The 16,804-nt window shown below is 54.8% G+C and carries 15 protein-coding genes and 3 tRNA genes; 3 read left to right on the forward strand and 15 right to left on the reverse strand.

Features of this window, described 5'->3' with window-relative positions:
- Positions 1–71 precede the first annotated feature (71 nt).
- The 11 genes from purA to nnr all read right to left on the reverse strand — a co-directional run bounded on the left by purA (position 72) and on the right by nnr (position 12,006).
- Entirely contained in the window at positions 72–1,370 is a 1,299-nt protein-coding gene (gene purA, locus AAEY27_RS19870; protein ID WP_342322509.1) for an adenylosuccinate synthase, read from the reverse strand.
- Between the two features lie 102 nt (positions 1,371–1,472).
- Positions 1,473–1,670, reverse strand: a complete 198-nt coding sequence (locus tag AAEY27_RS19875) for a DUF2065 domain-containing protein (RefSeq protein WP_342322510.1) — start codon at positions 1,668–1,670, stop codon at positions 1,473–1,475.
- A 75-nt stretch (positions 1,671–1,745) separates the two neighbouring features.
- Entirely contained in the window at positions 1,746–2,750 is a 1,005-nt protein-coding gene (gene hflC / locus AAEY27_RS19880; RefSeq protein ID WP_342322511.1) for a protease modulator HflC, read from the reverse strand.
- A 2-nt stretch (positions 2,751–2,752) separates the two neighbouring features.
- Positions 2,753–4,009, reverse strand: a complete 1,257-nt coding sequence (hflK, locus tag AAEY27_RS19885; protein ID WP_342322512.1) for an FtsH protease activity modulator HflK — start codon at positions 4,007–4,009, stop codon at positions 2,753–2,755.
- An 83-nt stretch (positions 4,010–4,092) separates the two neighbouring features.
- A complete protein-coding gene (gene hflX, locus AAEY27_RS19890) occupies positions 4,093–5,373 on the reverse strand; it encodes a ribosome rescue GTPase HflX (RefSeq protein WP_342322513.1) in 1,281 nt (426 codons plus the stop codon).
- A 76-nt stretch (positions 5,374–5,449) separates the two neighbouring features.
- Positions 5,450–5,755 (reverse strand): RNA chaperone Hfq, encoded by a 306-nt coding sequence (gene hfq / locus AAEY27_RS19895; protein ID WP_342322514.1) that lies wholly within the window; start codon positions 5,753–5,755, stop codon positions 5,450–5,452.
- 96 nt (positions 5,756–5,851) lie between these two features.
- Positions 5,852–6,802 carry a tRNA (adenosine(37)-N6)-dimethylallyltransferase MiaA gene (gene miaA / locus AAEY27_RS19900; RefSeq protein WP_342322515.1) on the reverse strand — a complete coding sequence of 317 codons (951 nt, stop codon included), beginning with the start codon at positions 6,800–6,802 and terminating at the stop codon, positions 5,852–5,854.
- The gene (mutL, locus tag AAEY27_RS19905) at positions 6,795–8,654 is read right to left on the reverse strand and encodes a DNA mismatch repair endonuclease MutL (protein WP_342322516.1); all 1,860 of its coding nucleotides are present in this window, start codon (positions 8,652–8,654) and stop codon (positions 6,795–6,797) included. Before mutL ends, miaA begins: the two co-directional genes overlap by 8 nt.
- Positions 8,655–8,665: 11 nt before the next feature.
- Positions 8,666–10,009, reverse strand: a complete 1,344-nt coding sequence (gene amiB, locus AAEY27_RS19910) for an N-acetylmuramoyl-L-alanine amidase AmiB (RefSeq protein ID WP_342325649.1) — start codon at positions 10,007–10,009, stop codon at positions 8,666–8,668.
- A gap of 16 nt (positions 10,010–10,025) precedes the next feature.
- On the reverse strand, positions 10,026–10,487 hold the full coding sequence (gene tsaE, locus AAEY27_RS19915) for a tRNA (adenosine(37)-N6)-threonylcarbamoyltransferase complex ATPase subunit type 1 TsaE (RefSeq protein ID WP_342322517.1): 462 nt from the start codon (positions 10,485–10,487) through the stop codon (positions 10,026–10,028).
- Positions 10,480–12,006 carry a bifunctional ADP-dependent NAD(P)H-hydrate dehydratase/NAD(P)H-hydrate epimerase gene (gene nnr, locus AAEY27_RS19920; RefSeq protein WP_342322518.1) on the reverse strand — a complete coding sequence of 509 codons (1,527 nt, stop codon included), beginning with the start codon at positions 12,004–12,006 and terminating at the stop codon, positions 10,480–10,482. Before nnr ends, tsaE begins: the two co-directional genes overlap by 8 nt.
- Between nnr and queG the strand changes: the two genes are divergently transcribed.
- Entirely contained in the window at positions 12,005–13,144 is a 1,140-nt protein-coding gene (queG, locus tag AAEY27_RS19925; RefSeq protein ID WP_342322519.1) for a tRNA epoxyqueuosine(34) reductase QueG, read from the forward strand. The two genes, nnr and queG, sit on opposite strands and share 2 nt — an antisense overlap.
- A gap of 269 nt (positions 13,145–13,413) precedes the next feature.
- Here the strand turns inward: queG and AAEY27_RS19930 are convergent.
- From AAEY27_RS19930 to orn, 4 genes are all read right to left on the reverse strand, one after another.
- A tRNA-Gly gene (locus AAEY27_RS19930) sits at positions 13,414–13,489 on the reverse strand.
- Positions 13,490–13,563: 74 nt separating this feature from the next.
- Positions 13,564–13,639 (reverse strand) — tRNA-Gly (locus tag AAEY27_RS19935).
- A gap of 63 nt (positions 13,640–13,702) precedes the next feature.
- Positions 13,703–13,778 (reverse strand) — tRNA-Gly (locus tag AAEY27_RS19940).
- Positions 13,779–14,033: 255 nt separating this feature from the next.
- Entirely contained in the window at positions 14,034–14,579 is a 546-nt protein-coding gene (gene orn / locus AAEY27_RS19945) for an oligoribonuclease (RefSeq protein ID WP_342322520.1), read from the reverse strand.
- Positions 14,580–14,673: 94 nt separating this feature from the next.
- On the opposite strand from orn, the gene rsgA reads away from it, so the two are divergent.
- Together rsgA and asd are read left to right on the forward strand one after the other, a co-directional pair.
- Entirely contained in the window at positions 14,674–15,729 is a 1,056-nt protein-coding gene (gene rsgA / locus AAEY27_RS19950; protein ID WP_342322521.1) for a small ribosomal subunit biogenesis GTPase RsgA, read from the forward strand.
- A gap of 100 nt (positions 15,730–15,829) precedes the next feature.
- Positions 15,830–16,801 carry an archaetidylserine decarboxylase gene (gene asd, locus AAEY27_RS19955; RefSeq protein WP_342322522.1) on the forward strand — a complete coding sequence of 324 codons (972 nt, stop codon included), beginning with the start codon at positions 15,830–15,832 and terminating at the stop codon, positions 16,799–16,801.
- Positions 16,802–16,804 lie beyond the last annotated feature (3 nt).

Below are 16,804 nucleotides of genomic sequence, written 5' to 3' on the forward strand. Positions count from 1 at the left end.
CGCTAATTTATTTGAACAGAAGGGTGAAAAAAGCGAGGAAAAGGGCGCGAAAAACGCGCCCTGGAGTCATATTATGCGTCGAACGGATCGCGCAGGATCATAGTTTCAGTACGATCCGGACCGGTAGAGATGATATCGATCGGCACACCAGTAAGTTCTTCAATACGTTTGATGTAATCCAGCGCTGCCTGCGGCAGACCGCTGCGATCTTTCACACCAAATGTCGATTCAGACCAGCCAGGCATGGATTCATAAACTGGTTCAATACCTTCCCAGTTATCGGCGGCCAGCGGCGTGGTGGTGACTTCGCGGCCATCCGGCATGCGGTAAGCGACGCAGATTTTCACCTCTTTCAGGCCGTCCAGCACGTCCAGCTTGGTCAGGCAGAAGCCAGACAGGGAGTTGATCTGCACCGCGCGGCGCACAGCAACGGCGTCCAGCCAGCCGGTACGACGACGACGACCGGTGGTCGCGCCAAATTCGTTACCCTGCTTGCAGAGGAACTCGCCGATATCATCGAACAGCTCAGTCGGGAACGGACCCGCACCCACACGAGTGGAGTACGCTTTGATGATGCCCAGCACGTAATCAACGTAACGCGGGCCAAGGCCGGAACCGGTCGCAACGCCACCTGCGGTAGTGTTGGAAGAGGTTACGTACGGATAGGTACCGTGGTCGATATCCAGCAGCGTGCCCTGCGCGCCTTCGAACATCACGAAGTCGCCGCGCTGACGAGCTTGATCCAGCAGATCGGAAACGTCAACAACCATGGCGGTCAGGATGTCGGCAATCGCCATCACATCGTCCAGCACTTTCTGGTAGTCAACGGCTTCCACTTTGTAGAAGTTCACCAGTTGGAAGTTGTGATATTCCATCACTTCTTTCAGTTTGTCGGCGAAAGTGGCTTTGTCGAACAGGTCGCCAACGCGCAGACCGCGACGGGCAACTTTATCTTCGTACGCCGGACCGATGCCACGGCCAGTGGTGCCGATAGCTTTCGCGCCACGCGCTTTTTCGCGCGCCACGTCCAGCGCAACGTGATAATCAAGGATTAACGGGCATGCTTCAGAGAGCAGCAGACGTTCGCGAACCGGGATACCACGGTCTTCCAGTTCTTTCATCTCTTTCATCAGCGCAGCCGGAGACAGCACAACACCGTTACCGATGATGCTGGTTACGTTTTCACGAAGAATGCCTGATGGAATAAGATGGAGGACGGTTTTTTCACCGTTGATTACGAGAGTATGGCCTGCGTTGTGACCGCCCTGGTAGCGCACAACATATTTAGCCCGTTCAGTCAGAAGATCAACTATCTTCCCTTTACCTTCGTCACCCCATTGGGTGCCCAGTACGACGACGTTGTTACCCATTTTTCAAAATCACCGTTTGCTTAAAAATGGATTCTACCACCGCTTTTTTTCAGGTACAGCACTTTTTCCGTGCAAAATTGTCTAAAGAATGGCGTTTTTGGCTCAGCCAATCGTTTTCCTCAACATGTAGTAGACAACCACTCCTGCGACCACAAGCCCACCGCCAAAACGACGTAAAAGATTATCCGGCAACAGGGTTAGCGAGGCGATCATTCGCCGCCAACCACGCGGATAAAGCATCGGGCCAAGACCTTCAAGTACCAAAACCAGCGCCAGCGCGAGCCAGATTGTCGAATTCATTCTTGATCCTTATAAAACAAAACCACCGCCCGGATTCAGGCGGTGGTTTTAGTAATGAAAACCGCTGGCGCTATCTTAGCGTGTCGCGGAAGTCGGTGTCTTCATATAACGGAAGAAATCGCTATCCGGGCTGAGCACCATCACATCCTGGTTGCTCTCGAAACTGCTTTCATAGGCACGCAGGCTACGGATAAAGGCATAGAAGTCTGGATCCTGGCTGAACGCATCAGCAAACAGTTTCGCCGCTTCGGCATCGCCTTCACCGCGCAGAATACGCCCCTGACGCTCGGATTCCGCCAGTGTTTTGGTCACTTCGTAATCCGCTGTGGCACGCAGTTTTTCCGCTTCTTCCTGGCCTTGTGAACGGTGACGACGGGCAACCGCTTCACGCTCAGCGCGCATACGGTTGTAGATCGCATCCGACACTTCGGTTGGCAGGTTGATCTGCTTAATACGCACATCCACCACTTCAATACCTAACGCCGCCATACTGTTCGGGTTGACAACCGGCACTTTGCCGTTAGTTTCAGCCTGAACGCGCTCTGCGGCTTTAGCGATCGCATCGTCCGCCGCGGGCGTAGACACTTCATCTTCCGTACCGGCAGAACCGGAGTTCAGCGCATCGCGGACTTCCAGTGTCAAACGACCGCGGGAGTCGGTAACGATGTCTTTCACATCCAGACGACCAATTTCAGAACGCAGACGGTCAGAGAACTTACGTTTCAGCAGCACTTCCGCCTGGGAGACGTCACCGCCGCCGGTGGCCAGGTAGTAACGGCTGAAATCGCTGATACGCCACTTGATGTACGAATCGACGATCAGGTCTTTCTTCTCTTTGGTCACAAAGCGGTCTGCCTGGTTATCCATGGTCTGGATACGCGCATCAAGCAATTTGACCGATTCGATAAACGGCAGCTTAAAGTGCAGGCCCGGCTCGAAGACCAATGGTTTGTTGTCATCGTCGCGCAGCACTTTACCAAAGCGCAGCGAAATCCCGCGCTCGCCTTCTTTCACCACGAAAATAGAGGTGTAAAGCACTACCAGCACGATGATGATGATCGCGATAACTGACTTACGCATCGTTATTCCCCCTGACGCTGGTAGTCGTTACGCTGCGCGTTAACGCGGCGTTGGTCCATGATGTCTCCCGCGGACGTGGCCGGGGCGCTGTTCGCACTGCCGCCAGAGTTTGACGCAGGTGGCAGGCGCAGCAAATTATTCGCGCCACTGCTGTCACTCTTTGCCGCAGGCGCATTACCGCCTTTCAGCATTTGATCCAGCGGCAGAACCATCAAGTTGCCGCCTTTGTCATTAACCAGCACTTTGCGGGTATGGCTCAGCACTTTTTCCATGGTTTCGATGTACAGACGCTCGCGGGTGATTTCCGGTGCGGCTTTGTATTCCGGCAGAAGCTTGGCAAAACGCGCCACTTCACCCTGCGCTTCCAGGATGGTCTGCGTTTTGTACGCACGCGCTTCTTCCAGAATACGTTGCGCCTGGCCGTTCGCACGCGGCTGCACTTCGTTGGTGTACGCTTCCGCTTCACGGATGTACTGCTGCTCGTTTTCACGGGCGGCAATGGCGTCATCAAATGCGGCTTTCACCTCTTCCGGCGGACGTGCAGCCTGGAAGTTAACGTCCAACAGGGTGATACCCATGTTGTACGGACGAATGGTCTCTTCCAGCTCGCGCTGGGTATCGCTACGAATAACGGTACGACCTTCGGTCAGAATGCGGTCCATCGTATATTTACCGATGACGCCGCGCAGGGCGCTGTCCGTCGCCTGGCGCAAACTGTCGTCGGCGCTGGTGACGCTAAACAGATAGCGCTCAGGATCGGTCACGCGGTACTGCACGTTCATTTCCACACGCACCACGTTTTCATCAGAAGTGAGCATGACGCCGGAGGCCGCCAGTTCGCGAACGGATTCAACGTTTACCGCTGTTACGTTATCGATAAAGGTCGGTTTCCAGTTCAGACCCGGCTCGACCAGATGGCTGAACTTGCCGAAGCGCGTTACCACGCCGCGTTCCGCTTCTTTAATGGTGTAGAACCCGGTCGCCGCCCAAATAATTACGGCCGCAGCGGCAACGATGCCGACAACGCGCCCGCCCATTTGACCACGCGGGCCAGAGGAACCTGGATTACCGCCGCCGGTGCTTTTACCACCGCCCAGGCCACCGAGCTTTTTGCTCAGTTTGCGGAAAATATCATCCAGATCAGGTGGCCCCTGATCGCGACCGCCTTTGTTTCCATTTCCCTCAGAGTTGCCGCCTGGTTTGCTGCTTCCCCACGGGTCGCGGTCTTGTCCGTTGTTACCGGGCTGATTCCACGCCATGTATGTGCTCCATATAGATATCGTGCGGTGTATGCCCGCTGGCGGGCACCCCCAAAGGGGAAAAAATCTTCAGGTGTTGCCGGTCAAACGATGTACTCTTCGAGTGCCGGTTCTTGTTTACAGAGTCGACGCCAGTCGACGATCGGCATACGAACCTGCATGCCCACGCTGCCATCGTCTTCCATCCACTCTTTTTCTATCGCCTGAAGCTGGTAAAACCGGCTTCTTAAACGTCCTTCCTGCGCGGGCAGTCGCAGCGTATGCTGCGCGACTTCACCTGCAAGGCGTTCTGTCAAAGCCTGGAATAACAGTGGTACGCCAACCCCGGTCTGCGCAGAAAGCCAGACGCGGATTGGTTTGTTCTCTTCATCCCTGTCGATACGCGGCTCGAAATCTTCCAACATATCGATTTTGTTCATCACCAGCAGCGTCGGGATCTCGTGTGCTTCGATCTCTTCCAGCACAGTATTCACTGCATCGATGTTTTCCTGCACACGCACATCAGCAGCGTCAATCACGTGCAGCAACAGCGTCGCCTGGCGCGTCTCTTGCAGCGTCGCTTTAAACGCGGCGACCAGATCGTGCGGCAGATGCCGGATAAAGCCAACGGTATCAGCCAGTACGGTTTCGCCCACATCCGCTACGTCAATACGGCGCAGCGTGGGATCCAACGTCGCGAACAGCTGATCGGCGGCATACACCTGCGCTTCGGTTATCTGGTTAAACAACGTCGATTTACCGGCGTTGGTGTAACCCACCAGCGAAACCGTTGGGATATCGGCTTTCGTACGGGAGCGACGCCCCTGTTCACGCTGTTTTTCAACCTTTTCGAGGCGCGAGAGGATCTGGGTAATACGATTACGCAACAAACGACGGTCGGTTTCGAGCTGGGTTTCACCCGGACCGCGCAAACCAATCCCGCCCTTTTGCCGTTCAAGGTGGGTCCAGCCACGCACCAGACGCGTCGCCAGATGGCGCAACTGCGCCAGCTCAACTTGCAATTTCCCCTCGTGCGTACGAGCACGCTGGGCAAAAATATCCAATATAAGACCCGTGCGATCGATAACCCGACATTCGCACAGTCGCTCCAGGTTACGTTCCTGGGCTGGGGTTAGCGCATGATCGAAGAGCACGACGGATGCACCCGCTGCTTTTACGGCATCTGCAATTTCTACTGCTTTACCTTCACCAACAAAATACTTGGGATGCGGTGCTTTACGGCTACCGGTAATCACCTGCATTGCTTCGACACCGGCGGAAGAGACCAGAGCTTCAAACTCCTGGAGATCTTCCATATCTTTGTCTTGCGAAAAATAGATGTGTACCAGTACCGCCTGCTCACCGGCGTCATAACGGTCAAACAAGCGTAAACCCTCATAAAATACCAGCGGGGAACACAGCTTAACTGGCTCCCCGATCTGGAAAATCAGCCTTCAAACCTTATTCGGTTTCTTCGCCGTCCTGCTGTGCAGAGCCCTGCGCGTTGCTACCATGATGGTAGTTACTGCTAGAACCGCCGCCGGCATTGTTGCTGTGATGAGAAACCGGACGAGAAGGAACAACAGTTGAAATCGCGTGCTTATAGACCATCTGACTGACCGTGTTTTTCAACAGGATCACGAACTGATCGAAAGACTCAATTTGTCCTTGCAGCTTAATACCATTCACCAAATAAATTGAAACTGGAACACGTTCCCGACGCAGTGCGTTCAGGAACGGATCTTGTAAAGATTGCCCCTTAGCCATTCTATCTTTTCCTTATATGCTTGTTTTGTACTTAGAACCCGTAAGTTCTGAAAACTGCGTAAAAATTCGCGCACGATACGACTTAATTGTACACATTCACCTTGCGATAGCACGAACAACCTGTAACACATCACGGTAAGACTTTTCCGGCTTTTCACTCTCTAACCAGTGAACGCCATCCCAGCCCCGCAACCAGGTGATCTGTCGCTTGGCTAACTGCCTCGTGGCGCAAATACCTCGATAAACCATTTCATCGTATGAAATCTCGCCTTCAAGATATGACCACATCTGGCGATAACCCACACAACGAATGGAAGGCATATCCGTATGCAAATCTCCGCGAGCAAAAAGCGCCCGCACTTCTGCTTCAAAACCTGAAGCTAACATCTGATGAAAACGCTGCTCGATTCGTTGATGGAGCAGTTCACGGCTCGCCGGGGCGATGGCGAACTGAAGCACCTGGTAAGGCAGAGCGTCTCCTGACGTTTGCGTCAGATCCGTTAAAGTTTTACCCGAAATGAAAAAAACTTCCAGTGCCCGGGAAAGCCTTTGCGGATCATTTGGATGAATCCGCGCTGCCGCAACGGGATCGATCTCCCGCAACTGCTGATGCAACGCTTCCCATCCGCGCTCTGCCGCCTGTTTTTCAATTCCTGCTCTTACTTCCGGGTCCGCTGACGGCAGGGGCGATAACCCTTCCAGCAACGCCTTAAAGTAGAGCATGGTGCCGCCCACCAGCAGAGGAATCCGCCCTGCATCGCTAATCTCTTTCATTTCCGCCAGTGCATCACGGCGAAAATCAGCCGCCGAATACGCCTGCGACGGATCGAGAATATCCAGTAACCGGTGCGGTGCGGCTTGCAGTTCTTCCGCGTTCGGCTTAGCGGTACCGATATCCATGCCCTGATAGATAAGGGCTGAATCTACGCTTATCAACTCTACTGGCAAAACTTTACGTAGCTCAATGGCTAATACCGTTTTGCCGGAGGCCGTCGGCCCCATCAAAAAAATCGCCTTCGGCAGGCTTGCTTTACTGACTTCACTCATGTTTCAGGGCGTTCATCGCCATTTGTAAATCAATAGGTTGTAATAAACCATCCGGCGGGGTCTTTACCAGATGCGGACAAAGCCGTTCGACGTCGGCCAACAACGTAATCGCCTGGGCGACATTCCACTGCTCATGCTCGCTCGCCAGATGGCGCGCCAGCCAGTGGGCGATATTCACCGCATCAATGCTTGTCTGCTGCGCCAGGTAGCCTATCAGGTCAGGAATCAAGTTTTGTAAATTTTGTTGGCGCAAGGGTAAAGGCACAGCGCGAATGGTGACGTGCTGACCATCGGGGACAAATTCGATGCCCATTTCCGCCAATACCGGCTGCGCACGTTTGAGTGCCGCACTCTCTTCGCTGGAAATTTTTAAACGCACCGGAATCAGCAATGGCTGCCCGCAAGCGGGTGCGTTGTTAGGGGATAATTGCGCATGGCGCAGCCATCGTTCCGCGACCGGCAACGCCAGCAAGGCAAGCTTGCCTTCGCGTTCGAGCAGCGCAAAGTATGGCTCAATCAGCGTAAGCACGCGGCCAAAACTTTGGCTATGCCCGTCCAGCGCAGGCGCGGCGGGTTGTGGCTTGTTAGCTTTACGATCGGCAACCGGGGTTTCCAGCAATTGGCGATAAAGCGCGCCCTGCTGTTTTTGATAACCCGGCTGGGCATGCGGCCACACTTGCGTACCTGCATTGCCGCCGGAGTGCGAAGGCCCGGAAGACGATGACGAATAACGCGGCGCTTCAGGTTCGCGAGCAGCCCGCGGTTCAGCAAACTGATTACGCCCCGCGGCCACACGGTTTTCTGGCAACGGGCGCGGCGCGGGTTCTTCCGTCAGCGGCAACGACGCATCCAGTTGCTGTTGCAGCACGCTCAATACGCCCTGATAGATAAAATCATGTACCAACCGCGATTGATGGAAGCGCACTTCGTGTTTTGCCGGATGCACGTTCACATCCACCTGATGCGGATCGATTTCCAGATAGAGCACGAATGCCGGCTGTTGATCCGCGCCGAGCTTATCTTCGCAAGCCTGGCGAATCGCGTGGTTAATCAGCCGATCGCGCATCATGCGGCCATTCACATAGCAGTATTGAATTTCGGCGAACGCGCTGGTGGTGTTTTTGGGGTCGGCAACCCAGCCGCGCAGGGCTAAATCACCGTGCTGCCATTCGATGGCAAGCGCTTGTTCAAGAAACGGCATGCCGCAAATCGCACCAAGGCGGCGCTCTTTTTGCCCGCCTTCAGCAACCGCACGGTACTGGCGCACCATCTTACCGTTGTGATTGAGGGTAATTGTCACGTCAAAACGCGCCAGCGCGATCCGGCGGATCACCTCATCGATATGACCAAATTCTGTTTTTTCCGTGCGCATAAACTTACGTCGCGCCGGTGTGTTGTAGAACAGATCCAACACTTCAAGGGTCGTTCCCACTGGGTGAGCGGCGGGTTTGACCGTCACCGCCATATCGCGCCCTTCGGCGTAAGCCTGCCAGGCTTCTTGCTGGTCGGCCGTGCGGGACGTGAGGGTTAAACGGGAAACGGAGCTGATACTGGCTAGCGCTTCGCCGCGAAAACCGAGGCTAATGATCGCTTCCAGGTCATCCAGCGAGGCGATTTTACTGGTGGCATGGCGCGCCAACGCCAGCGCCAGTTCATCTTTCTTGATGCCGCCGCCGTTATCACGGATGCGGATAAGTTTTGCGCCGCCGCGCTCAATATCGATATCGATGCGCGTTGCGCCAGCATCAAGACTGTTTTCTACCAGCTCTTTCACCACCGACGCAGGGCGTTCAACCACTTCGCCAGCGGCGATCTGGTTCGCAAGCTGTGGCGGTAGAACCTGTATCGGCATGAAAATTTTCCTTAGTTAAGCAGACCGTTTGCGGGTACGCCCGCGCTAGCCGTTTGCCCGCTGCCGCCCTGCGGCGCGGACTGCAACGGATGCGCAAGGAAATAGCTACGCAGCCCGCCATAAATCGCCTCGGCGATTTGCTGTTGATACGCGTCGCTACCCAGTAATCGTTCTTCGCTGCGGTTGCTGATAAAGCCCGTTTCGACTAAGACGGACGGGATGTCCGGCGAGCGCAGCACACCAAGGCTGGCATGTTCCGGGCGACGTTTATGCAGTGAACCAATGCGCTGGAGCTGGCCCAGCATACTGGTGGCGACATCATAACCTACCCGCTGAGAATGGCCGAATTGTAAATCCAGCACCGCCTGGCTGAGATAAGGATCGGACTGGCTATTGGCCAGCACATCACCCGCCCCGCCCAATAATTCAGACTGCTTCTCATGCTGTTCCAGCCAACTCGCCATTTCACTGTTGGCACGGCGATTTGACAGCACCCACACCGAGGCACCCGTCGCATCGCGGTTCGGCGCGGCATCCGCATGAATGGAAACCAGGAAGTTGGCGTTTTGCTTACGCGCCACATCGGAACGGCCCATCACCGAAATAAAGTAGTCACCGTCGCGGGTCATCACCGGCTTAAACATCGGATCCGCATTTAAAAGCGCGCGAAGCTTACGCGCAATGGAAATGGTAACGCTCTTCTCCTGCGTTCCGCCCGCACCAATCGCGCCAGGATCCTGGCCGCCGTGCCCGGCATCAATGGCGATAACCACTTTGTCGCCGGACGCGGTACGCGCCTGCGCCGGTCGGGTAGCCGTGTTGCTGTTGGTCACACCGGTAATGCGATCGTTATCGGGTTTGAAAGGATTTCGCGCTGGCTTTGTCTGTTGCGGCGCGGTTTGTCGCGGCGTTACTGCGGGCGGTTCAACGCGTTTCACCACCGCTTTTGGCGGCGAAGGCGGTGGCGGCACGTCGGCATCAATGGTGAACACCACCATGTAACCCGCGCCGTTTTTCTGCTTCACCGCCCGGGTTTTGCCGTTTTGCGTCAGATCCACCACCAGCCGGATAGACTGGTTGTTTTGCGCCGTCCCGCTGCGAATGCTTTTCACAAGGTTATTGCCGCTAAACTGTAACGGCAGGCCCTGAATGATACCGGTCTGTTTGATATCCAGCGCCACACTGCGCTTACCCTGCTGCGTGAATGCGTAATCAGGATCGCCCACAAAACTGAACGTGATACGGGCCTGGCTGTCGCCATTCGACACCTGAATATCCGCCAAACTTGCTGCTCCTGCCGAGGTACAGAGCACTAACAGCGCCAGAGCCAACCAACTTTTCACGCAAGAGATCATCCCGTCATCCTTCCAGTTAACCGGCCATACGTGCCAGTAACGAATCGCCAGATGAGGATACAGCACGAATGCGCGCCTCACGCCCCTGCGCCTGGTAATCTAAATGGATTTCGACATCCGGGTCAGGCAGCACACCCGCGCCTTGTTGCGGCCACTCGACCAGACAAATTGCGTCGTTAGTGAAATAGTCACGGATGCCCATAAATTCCAGCTCTTCCGGGTCCGCAAGGCGATAAAGATCGAAGTGATACACCATCAGGTTGTCGAGAGTATAGGGTTCCACCAGGGTATACGTCGGGCTTTTCACATTCCCATTATGGCCTAACGCCTGCAAAAACCCCCGGCTGAAGGTGGTTTTACCCGCGCCGAGATCGCCATACAAATAAATCACCGTCGCGCCATCGCAGGCCTGCGCCACGCGTTTGCCGAGATCCAGTGTCGATTGTTCGTCAGGTAAAGGAATCACTCGATTAATCATTTTTTGTATCAATTACATCCGGGTTAACAACACGCAACAGCGTGCTAAAAAGATCGGTTGCCAGCATGCCACGCTGACCATACTGTGCCGCCCGCCTGTCGCCGGCCGCGCCGTGCGCAACGCAGCCCGCGCAGGCTGCGTCATACGGGCTGAATTTCTGACCGAGCAATGCGCCGATAATTCCCGAGAGCACATCGCCCATGCCGCCGCTTCCCATCCCGGCGTTACCGGCATCAATAATGCCCGTTTCGCCCTCTGCGCTTGCCACCACCGTGCCAGCGCCTTTCAGCACCACTACACCTGCATAGCGTTTTACCAGACGCTGAGCCGAAAGTAAGCGATCACTTTCAATTTCCGCCACGCTGCAATTCAGCAACCGCGCGGCCTCGCCGGGATGCGGCGTCAGTACGCGATTGTGACGTTTATCGGGATTGATTGCCAGAAGGTTCAGCGCATCCGCATCCCACAGCATCGGTTTGCGAAAGTTCTCCACTTTTTGCAGCGCCTTTTTGCCCCACTCCTTTTGCCCAAGGCCGGGGCCAATCACTACCACATCGGCCCATTCAAGGCTTTCATCAAGGGACTCGGCGGTTAGCTCATGTACCATCAGTTCTGGGCGCAGGGTAATGATCGGCGCGATATTCTCGCTGCGCGTCAGAATACGCACCAGCCCTGCGCCAGACCGCAGCGCCGCTTCACCGGTCATGCGGATCGCACCCGCCGTGCCGTGGTCGCCACCGATAATCACTAGCCGCCCGTTATCCCCTTTATGCGAGGTCGGGCGGCGTGGCGTAAACCATTCAGGAAGTTGACTAGCGTCGAAGCGAGCGATAGGCGATTCCTGGCCGTTCAGCCACGCATCAAGCCCAAGAGCATGATGATGTAACTGGCCAACAACATCGCGCGCCTTGCCCGTTAATAGGCCCGGCTTGAGGACGATAAAGGTGACGGTGTGGCGCGCCTGAATCACCGCACCGGGCGTTGCGCCGGTTTGCGCATTCAGGCCCGAGGGAATATCCAGCGCCAGCAGTGGCGCGGGATGCGCATTCGCGCGCTCAATCAGCGAAGCCACGTTGTCGCGCGGCGCGCTGGTAAGGCCTGTGCCGAGCAGGCCATCAATAATCAAATCAATGTCATCCGGCCACAGAACATCTTCGGCGTGAATCACCCCGCCGGCATTAAGCCAAGCGTCGCGCGCCTGCGTTGCCTCTTCCGGCAGAGATTTTCTGCTTTCCAGCACCAACAGGGTAACCTGGATACCCGCTGCAGCGGCTAAACGCGCGACGACATAACCGTCGCCGCCGTTATTGCCATTCCCGCACAGCACAAGCCAGCTACGCGCGTCAGGAAACTGCTCCTGTGCGACGTTGAACGCCGCTTCACCTGCACGCAGCATCAATTCGTACAATGTGATGCCGAGGCTGTCTGCCGCCTCTTTTTCAATGCGTTTAAGGTCACCAGCAGGCCAGATGGAGTGTGGTATACTTGCTGCGTTTTTCTTCATTGTATGGTCCGTCATGTCACAGCCCCTCGATCTCAATCATTTAGCGCAACAAATCAAGCAGTGGGGCACTGAACTGGGGTTTCAGCAGGTCGGTATTACGGATACCGACCTCACGGCCAGCGAGCCGAAACTGCAGGCGTGGCTGGACAAACAATATCACGGCGAGATGGAGTGGATGGCGCGTCACGGTATGATGCGCGCCCGTCCCCACGAGCTTCTCCCCGGCACGCTGCGCGTGATCAGCGTGCGTATGAACTATCTTCCCGCCAACGCCGCATTCGCCAGCACGCTGAAAAACCCGGCGCTCGGCTATGTCAGCCGTTACGCGCTGGGTCGCGATTATCATAAACTGCTGCGCAACCGGCTTAAAAAGCTCGGCGAACGGATACAACAGCAGTGTGCTTCGCTGAATTTTAGACCTTTTGTTGATTCTGCGCCCATTCTTGAGCGCCCGTTGGCTGAAAAAGCTGGGCTTGGGTGGACAGGTAAGCACTCACTTATTCTCAGCCGTGACGCCGGATCGTTCTTTTTCCTCGGCGAATTGTTGATTGATTTACCTCTGCCCATCGACCAACCCGTGGAAGAAGGCTGCGGTCGCTGCATGGCCTGCATGACAATTTGCCCAACCGGTGCCATTGTCGAGCCATATACCGTCGATGCCCGCCGCTGTATCTCCTATCTCACCATTGAGCTGGAAGGCACCATTCCTGAGGAGTTTCGCCCGCTGATTGGTAACCGTATTTATGGTTGCGATGACTGCCAGTTGATTTGCCCGTGGAACCGTTTCTCGCAATTAACCGATGAAGATGATTTCAGCCCGCGCAAGGCCCTGCACGCCCCTGCGTTAACTGAGCTGTTTGGCTGGAGCGAAGCTTATTTTCTGAAAATCACGGAAGGGTCGGCGATTCGACGGATTGGCCATCTGCGCTGGCTACGAAATATCGCGGTCGCGCTGGGTAATGCGCCGTGGGATGAAGCGAATATTCAAACGCTGGAGCAACGCCTTGGTGAGCACCCACTTCTCGATGAACACATACAGTGGGCGATTGCGCAGCAAATCGCGAAGCGAAACGCCTGTGTGGTGGAAGTGCAAACACCGAAAAAACAGCGTCTGGTGAGGGTCGTGGAAAAGGGTTTGCCGCGCGACGCCTGAGCCGTCCACAGCTTGTGAATAAAATTAAAAACACATTACGATTCAACGTTCACAAAATCGTCAAGTGATCGCATTAACACTTTGAAATGTTATTTTTATCTTATCTTTCAAAAAATTACAGGAAAACCATTTACCAGGCGAAGTATTTGATTTGTTGCGAATGAAAGGCTCACCTGTGGATAAGTCTGTTCACAAGCGTTTGGAGAAGACAATAAAAAACGTCCCCAACGAGGAATCCCGCTGTGGATAATTTATTGGATTTGAAAATTTGGAGCGGGAAACGAGACTCGAACTCGCGACCCCGACCTTGGCAAGGTCGTGCTCTACCAACTGAGCTATTCCCGCATACTTATCTGGTCAGGCTTGTCTGCCGTGGGCCAGTAAATCTGGATGGTGCGTGCCTTTCGGCATTTCAAATTTGGAGCGGGAAACGAGACTCGAACTCGCGACCCCGACCTTGGCAAGGTCGTGCTCTACCAACTGAGCTATTCCCGCATATTTACCCGGATTCAGCGTCAATACCGAAACCAGTAAATCTGGATGGTGCATTTCAAATTTTGGAGCGGGAAACGAGACTCGAACTCGCGACCCCGACCTTGGCAAGGTCGTGCTCTACCAACTGAGCTATTCCCGCTTATCATCGATTTTTCAGGAAGTTAAAAATCTTTTTCGCTGAAATTTCGTGATACCGTGTTGCACATTTCTGTGTCTTCACGGGAGGCGCATTATACGAGAAATCCTTCCTGCTGCAAGCCCCTGAAAGCAAATTTTCGCTTTTTTTGTTTAACTGCCGATTTAATCGACAAAACGCGCGTTTTTACAGCAAAGTCGCGCCAGTACTGGCTTGCAGGGGCGCGAAAAAAATCCCCGGCCCTGCACAACCATCGCATTACAGCTTAATAAAGTGCTCGCGATAGTAAGCCAGTTCCGCCACGGATTCGCGGATGTCATCCAGCGCCTGGTGGGTGTTCTGTTTTTTCAACCCTTCCAGTACGTCTGGCTTCCAGCGGCGTGCCAACTCTTTCAATGTGCTGACATCCAGATAGCGATAATGGAAGTACGCTTCCAGTTCCGGCATGTACTTAAACAGAAAACGACGATCCTGACCGATACTGTTCCCGCAAATTGGCGATTTACCTGCCGGTACCCACTCTTTCAAAAATTCAATGGTTGCCAGTTCCGCCGCGCGGTCGTCAAGCTGGCTGGCTTTCACGCGATCCACCAAACCGCTGCCGGTATGGGTACGCACGTTCCAGTCATCCATTAATGCCAGTTGCGCATCGGATTGGTGCACCGCGATCACCGGCCCCTCGGCCAGGATGTTCAGATTTGCGTCTGTTACCAGCGTTGCGATCTCAATAATGCGATCGCGCTCGGGATCTAAGCCCGTCATCTCCAGATCGATCCAAATGAGGTTGTTTTCATTTGCGCTCATGCTATTTTCCACCCTTCTCGCGTCACTATATTCATCTAGAATTGCGTGTATCATAGAGGTTTTGCCCATCCAGGGCGACCAGGAGCCAGCACGATTGAGTAAAAATAAACTCTCCAAAGGACAACAGCGCCGCGTAAAAGCGAATCATCAGCGCCGACTCAAAACGTCTGCGGAGAAAGCCGACTACGATGACAACCTGTTCGGCGAACCGTCCGAAGGGGTGGTGATCAGCCGCTTCGGGATGCATGCCGATGTCGAATCCGCCGACGGCGAAGTGCACCGCTGCAACATTCGCCGCACGATCCGCTCGCTGGTGACCGGCGATCGCGTGGTCTGGCGTCCAGGCAAAACTGCGGCAGAAGGCGTGAACGTCAAAGGCATTGTTGAAGCTGTGCATGAGCGCACTTCCGTGCTGACGCGCCCGGACTTTTACGATGGCGTAAAACCCATCGCCGCGAATATCGATCAGATAATCGTGGTCTCCGCTATCCTGCCTGAACTTTCGCTCAACATTATCGATCGTTATCTGGTTGCCTGCGAAACGTTGCAGGTTGAACCGCTGATCGTCCTGAACAAAACTGATCTGCTGGACGAAGACGGTATGAAGTTCGTCAATGAGCAGATGGATATCTACCGTGAAATTGGTTACCGCGTGTTGATGGTTTCCAGCCACGCCAAAGATGGCCTGGAACCACTCGTTGAGGCGTTAACCGACCGTATAAGCATTTTCGCGGGCCAGTCCGGCGTGGGTAAATCAAGCCTGCTCAACGCGCTGCTCGGTTTGCAGGAAGAGCGAATCCTTACCAATGACGTTTCCGGTGTCTCCGGCCTCGGGCAGCACACCACCACAGCCGCGCGCCTTTATCACTTCCCGCACGGCGGCGATGTGATTGATTCCCCGGGCGTGCGCGAGTTCGGCCTTTGGCATCTCGAGCCGGAACAAATTACTCACGGGTTTGTCGAATTCCATGATTTTCTCGGCCATTGCAAATACCGTGATTGCAAGCATGATACCGATCCAGGTTGTGCCATTCGCGAAGCGGTAGAAAACGGCAAAATTGCGGAAAGCCGTTTCGAAAATTATCACCGTATTCTGGAAAGCATGTCGCAGGTAAAAACGCGTAAAAGCTTTTCTGAAACAGATGACTGACAACTAAGCTAAGCGTCGCTAGAATCGTCCCCTTTTTGAAAAGACTCCGGCGTTTGCGCGTCGGGTCAGGAACGACAAAAACAATAGCCTGGAGGCTACCTTGTTAAATTCATTCAAACTTTCGCTTCAATACATTCTGCCGAAACTGTGGCTCACTCGCCTGGCGGGCTGGGGCGCAAGCAAACGTGCAGGCTGGCTGACCAAACTGGTTATCGATCTGTTCGTGAAATACTACAAGGTCGATATGAAAGAAGCGCAGAAGCCGGACACCGCCAGCTACCGCTCCTTTAACGACTTCTTCGTGCGCCCGCTGCGCGACGATGTACGCCCGCTCAATACCGACCCGAATGTGCTGGTGATGCCAGCAGACGGCGTGGTAAGCCAGCTTGGCGGCATCGACAATGACAAAATCCTGCAAGCCAAAGGCCACAATTACAGCCTCGAAGCGCTGCTGGCGGGCAACTACACGATGGCGGATCTGTTCCGTAACGGTAGCTTCGTCACGACTTACCTCTCCCCCCGCGACTATCATCGCGTGCATATGCCCTGCAACGGTATTCTGCGTGAAATGATTTACGTGCCGGGCGATCTCTTCTCCGTAAACCATTTGACCGCGCAAAACGTGCCAAACCTGTTTGCCCGTAACGAGCGCGTGATTTGCCTGTTCGATACTGAATTTGGCCCGATGGCGCAAATTCTTGTCGGCGCGACGATTGTCGGCAGTATCGAAACCGTGTGGGCCGGTACCATTACGCCGCCGCGCGAAGGCATCATCAAGCGCTGGACATGGCCTGCGGGCGACAACGAAGGCGCCGTTGCCTTGTTGAAAGGCCAGGAAATGGGCCGCTTCAAGCTGGGTTCTACCGTTATCAACCTGTTTGCGCCGGGCAAAGTGAAGCTGGCGGAGCAGTTGCAGAGCCTGTCGGTTACCAAGATTGGTCAGCCGCTGGCCGTTTCCACAGAGCCTTTCATCCCTGTCGATATCGAAGAACCGGCCCCGTTGCCGGAAGCCGAAATCAAAGCGGAACATGACGCCAGCCCGCTGGTCGACGACAAGAAAGACGAAAGCTAAGCC

Source organism: Kosakonia sp. BYX6, assembly GCF_038449125.1.
GTDB lineage: Bacteria > Pseudomonadota > Gammaproteobacteria > Enterobacterales > Enterobacteriaceae > Kosakonia > Kosakonia calanthes.

What these genes read in the sequence shown, in the direction of transcription:
- purA (WP_342322509.1), bottom strand. Translation starts at nt 1,370, where the DNA reads ATGGGTAACAACGTCGTCGTACTGGGCACCCAATGGGGTGACGAAGGT.
- AAEY27_RS19875 (WP_342322510.1), bottom strand. Translation starts at nt 1,670, where the DNA reads ATGAATTCGACAATCTGGCTCGCGCTGGCGCTGGTTTTGGTACTTGAA.
- hflC (WP_342322511.1), bottom strand. Translation starts at nt 2,750, where the DNA reads ATGCGTAAGTCAGTTATCGCGATCATCATCATCGTGCTGGTAGTGCTT.
- hflK (WP_342322512.1), bottom strand. Translation starts at nt 4,009, where the DNA reads ATGGCGTGGAATCAGCCCGGTAACAACGGACAAGACCGCGACCCGTGG.
- hfq (WP_342322514.1), bottom strand. Translation starts at nt 5,755, where the DNA reads ATGGCTAAGGGGCAATCTTTACAAGATCCGTTCCTGAACGCACTGCGT.
- miaA (WP_342322515.1), bottom strand. Translation starts at nt 6,802, where the DNA reads ATGAGTGAAGTCAGTAAAGCAAGCCTGCCGAAGGCGATTTTTTTGATG.
- mutL (WP_342322516.1), bottom strand. Translation starts at nt 8,654, where the DNA reads ATGCCGATACAGGTTCTACCGCCACAGCTTGCGAACCAGATCGCCGCT.
- amiB (WP_342325649.1), bottom strand. Translation starts at nt 10,009, where the DNA reads ATGATCTCTTGCGTGAAAAGTTGGTTGGCTCTGGCGCTGTTAGTGCTC.
- tsaE (WP_342322517.1), bottom strand. Translation starts at nt 10,487, where the DNA reads ATGATTAATCGAGTGATTCCTTTACCTGACGAACAATCGACACTGGAT.
- queG (WP_342322519.1), top strand. Translation starts at nt 12,005, where the DNA reads ATGTCACAGCCCCTCGATCTCAATCATTTAGCGCAACAAATCAAGCAG.
- nnr (WP_342322518.1), bottom strand. Translation starts at nt 12,006, where the DNA reads ATGACGGACCATACAATGAAGAAAAACGCAGCAAGTATACCACACTCC.
- orn (WP_342322520.1), bottom strand. Translation starts at nt 14,579, where the DNA reads ATGAGCGCAAATGAAAACAACCTCATTTGGATCGATCTGGAGATGACG.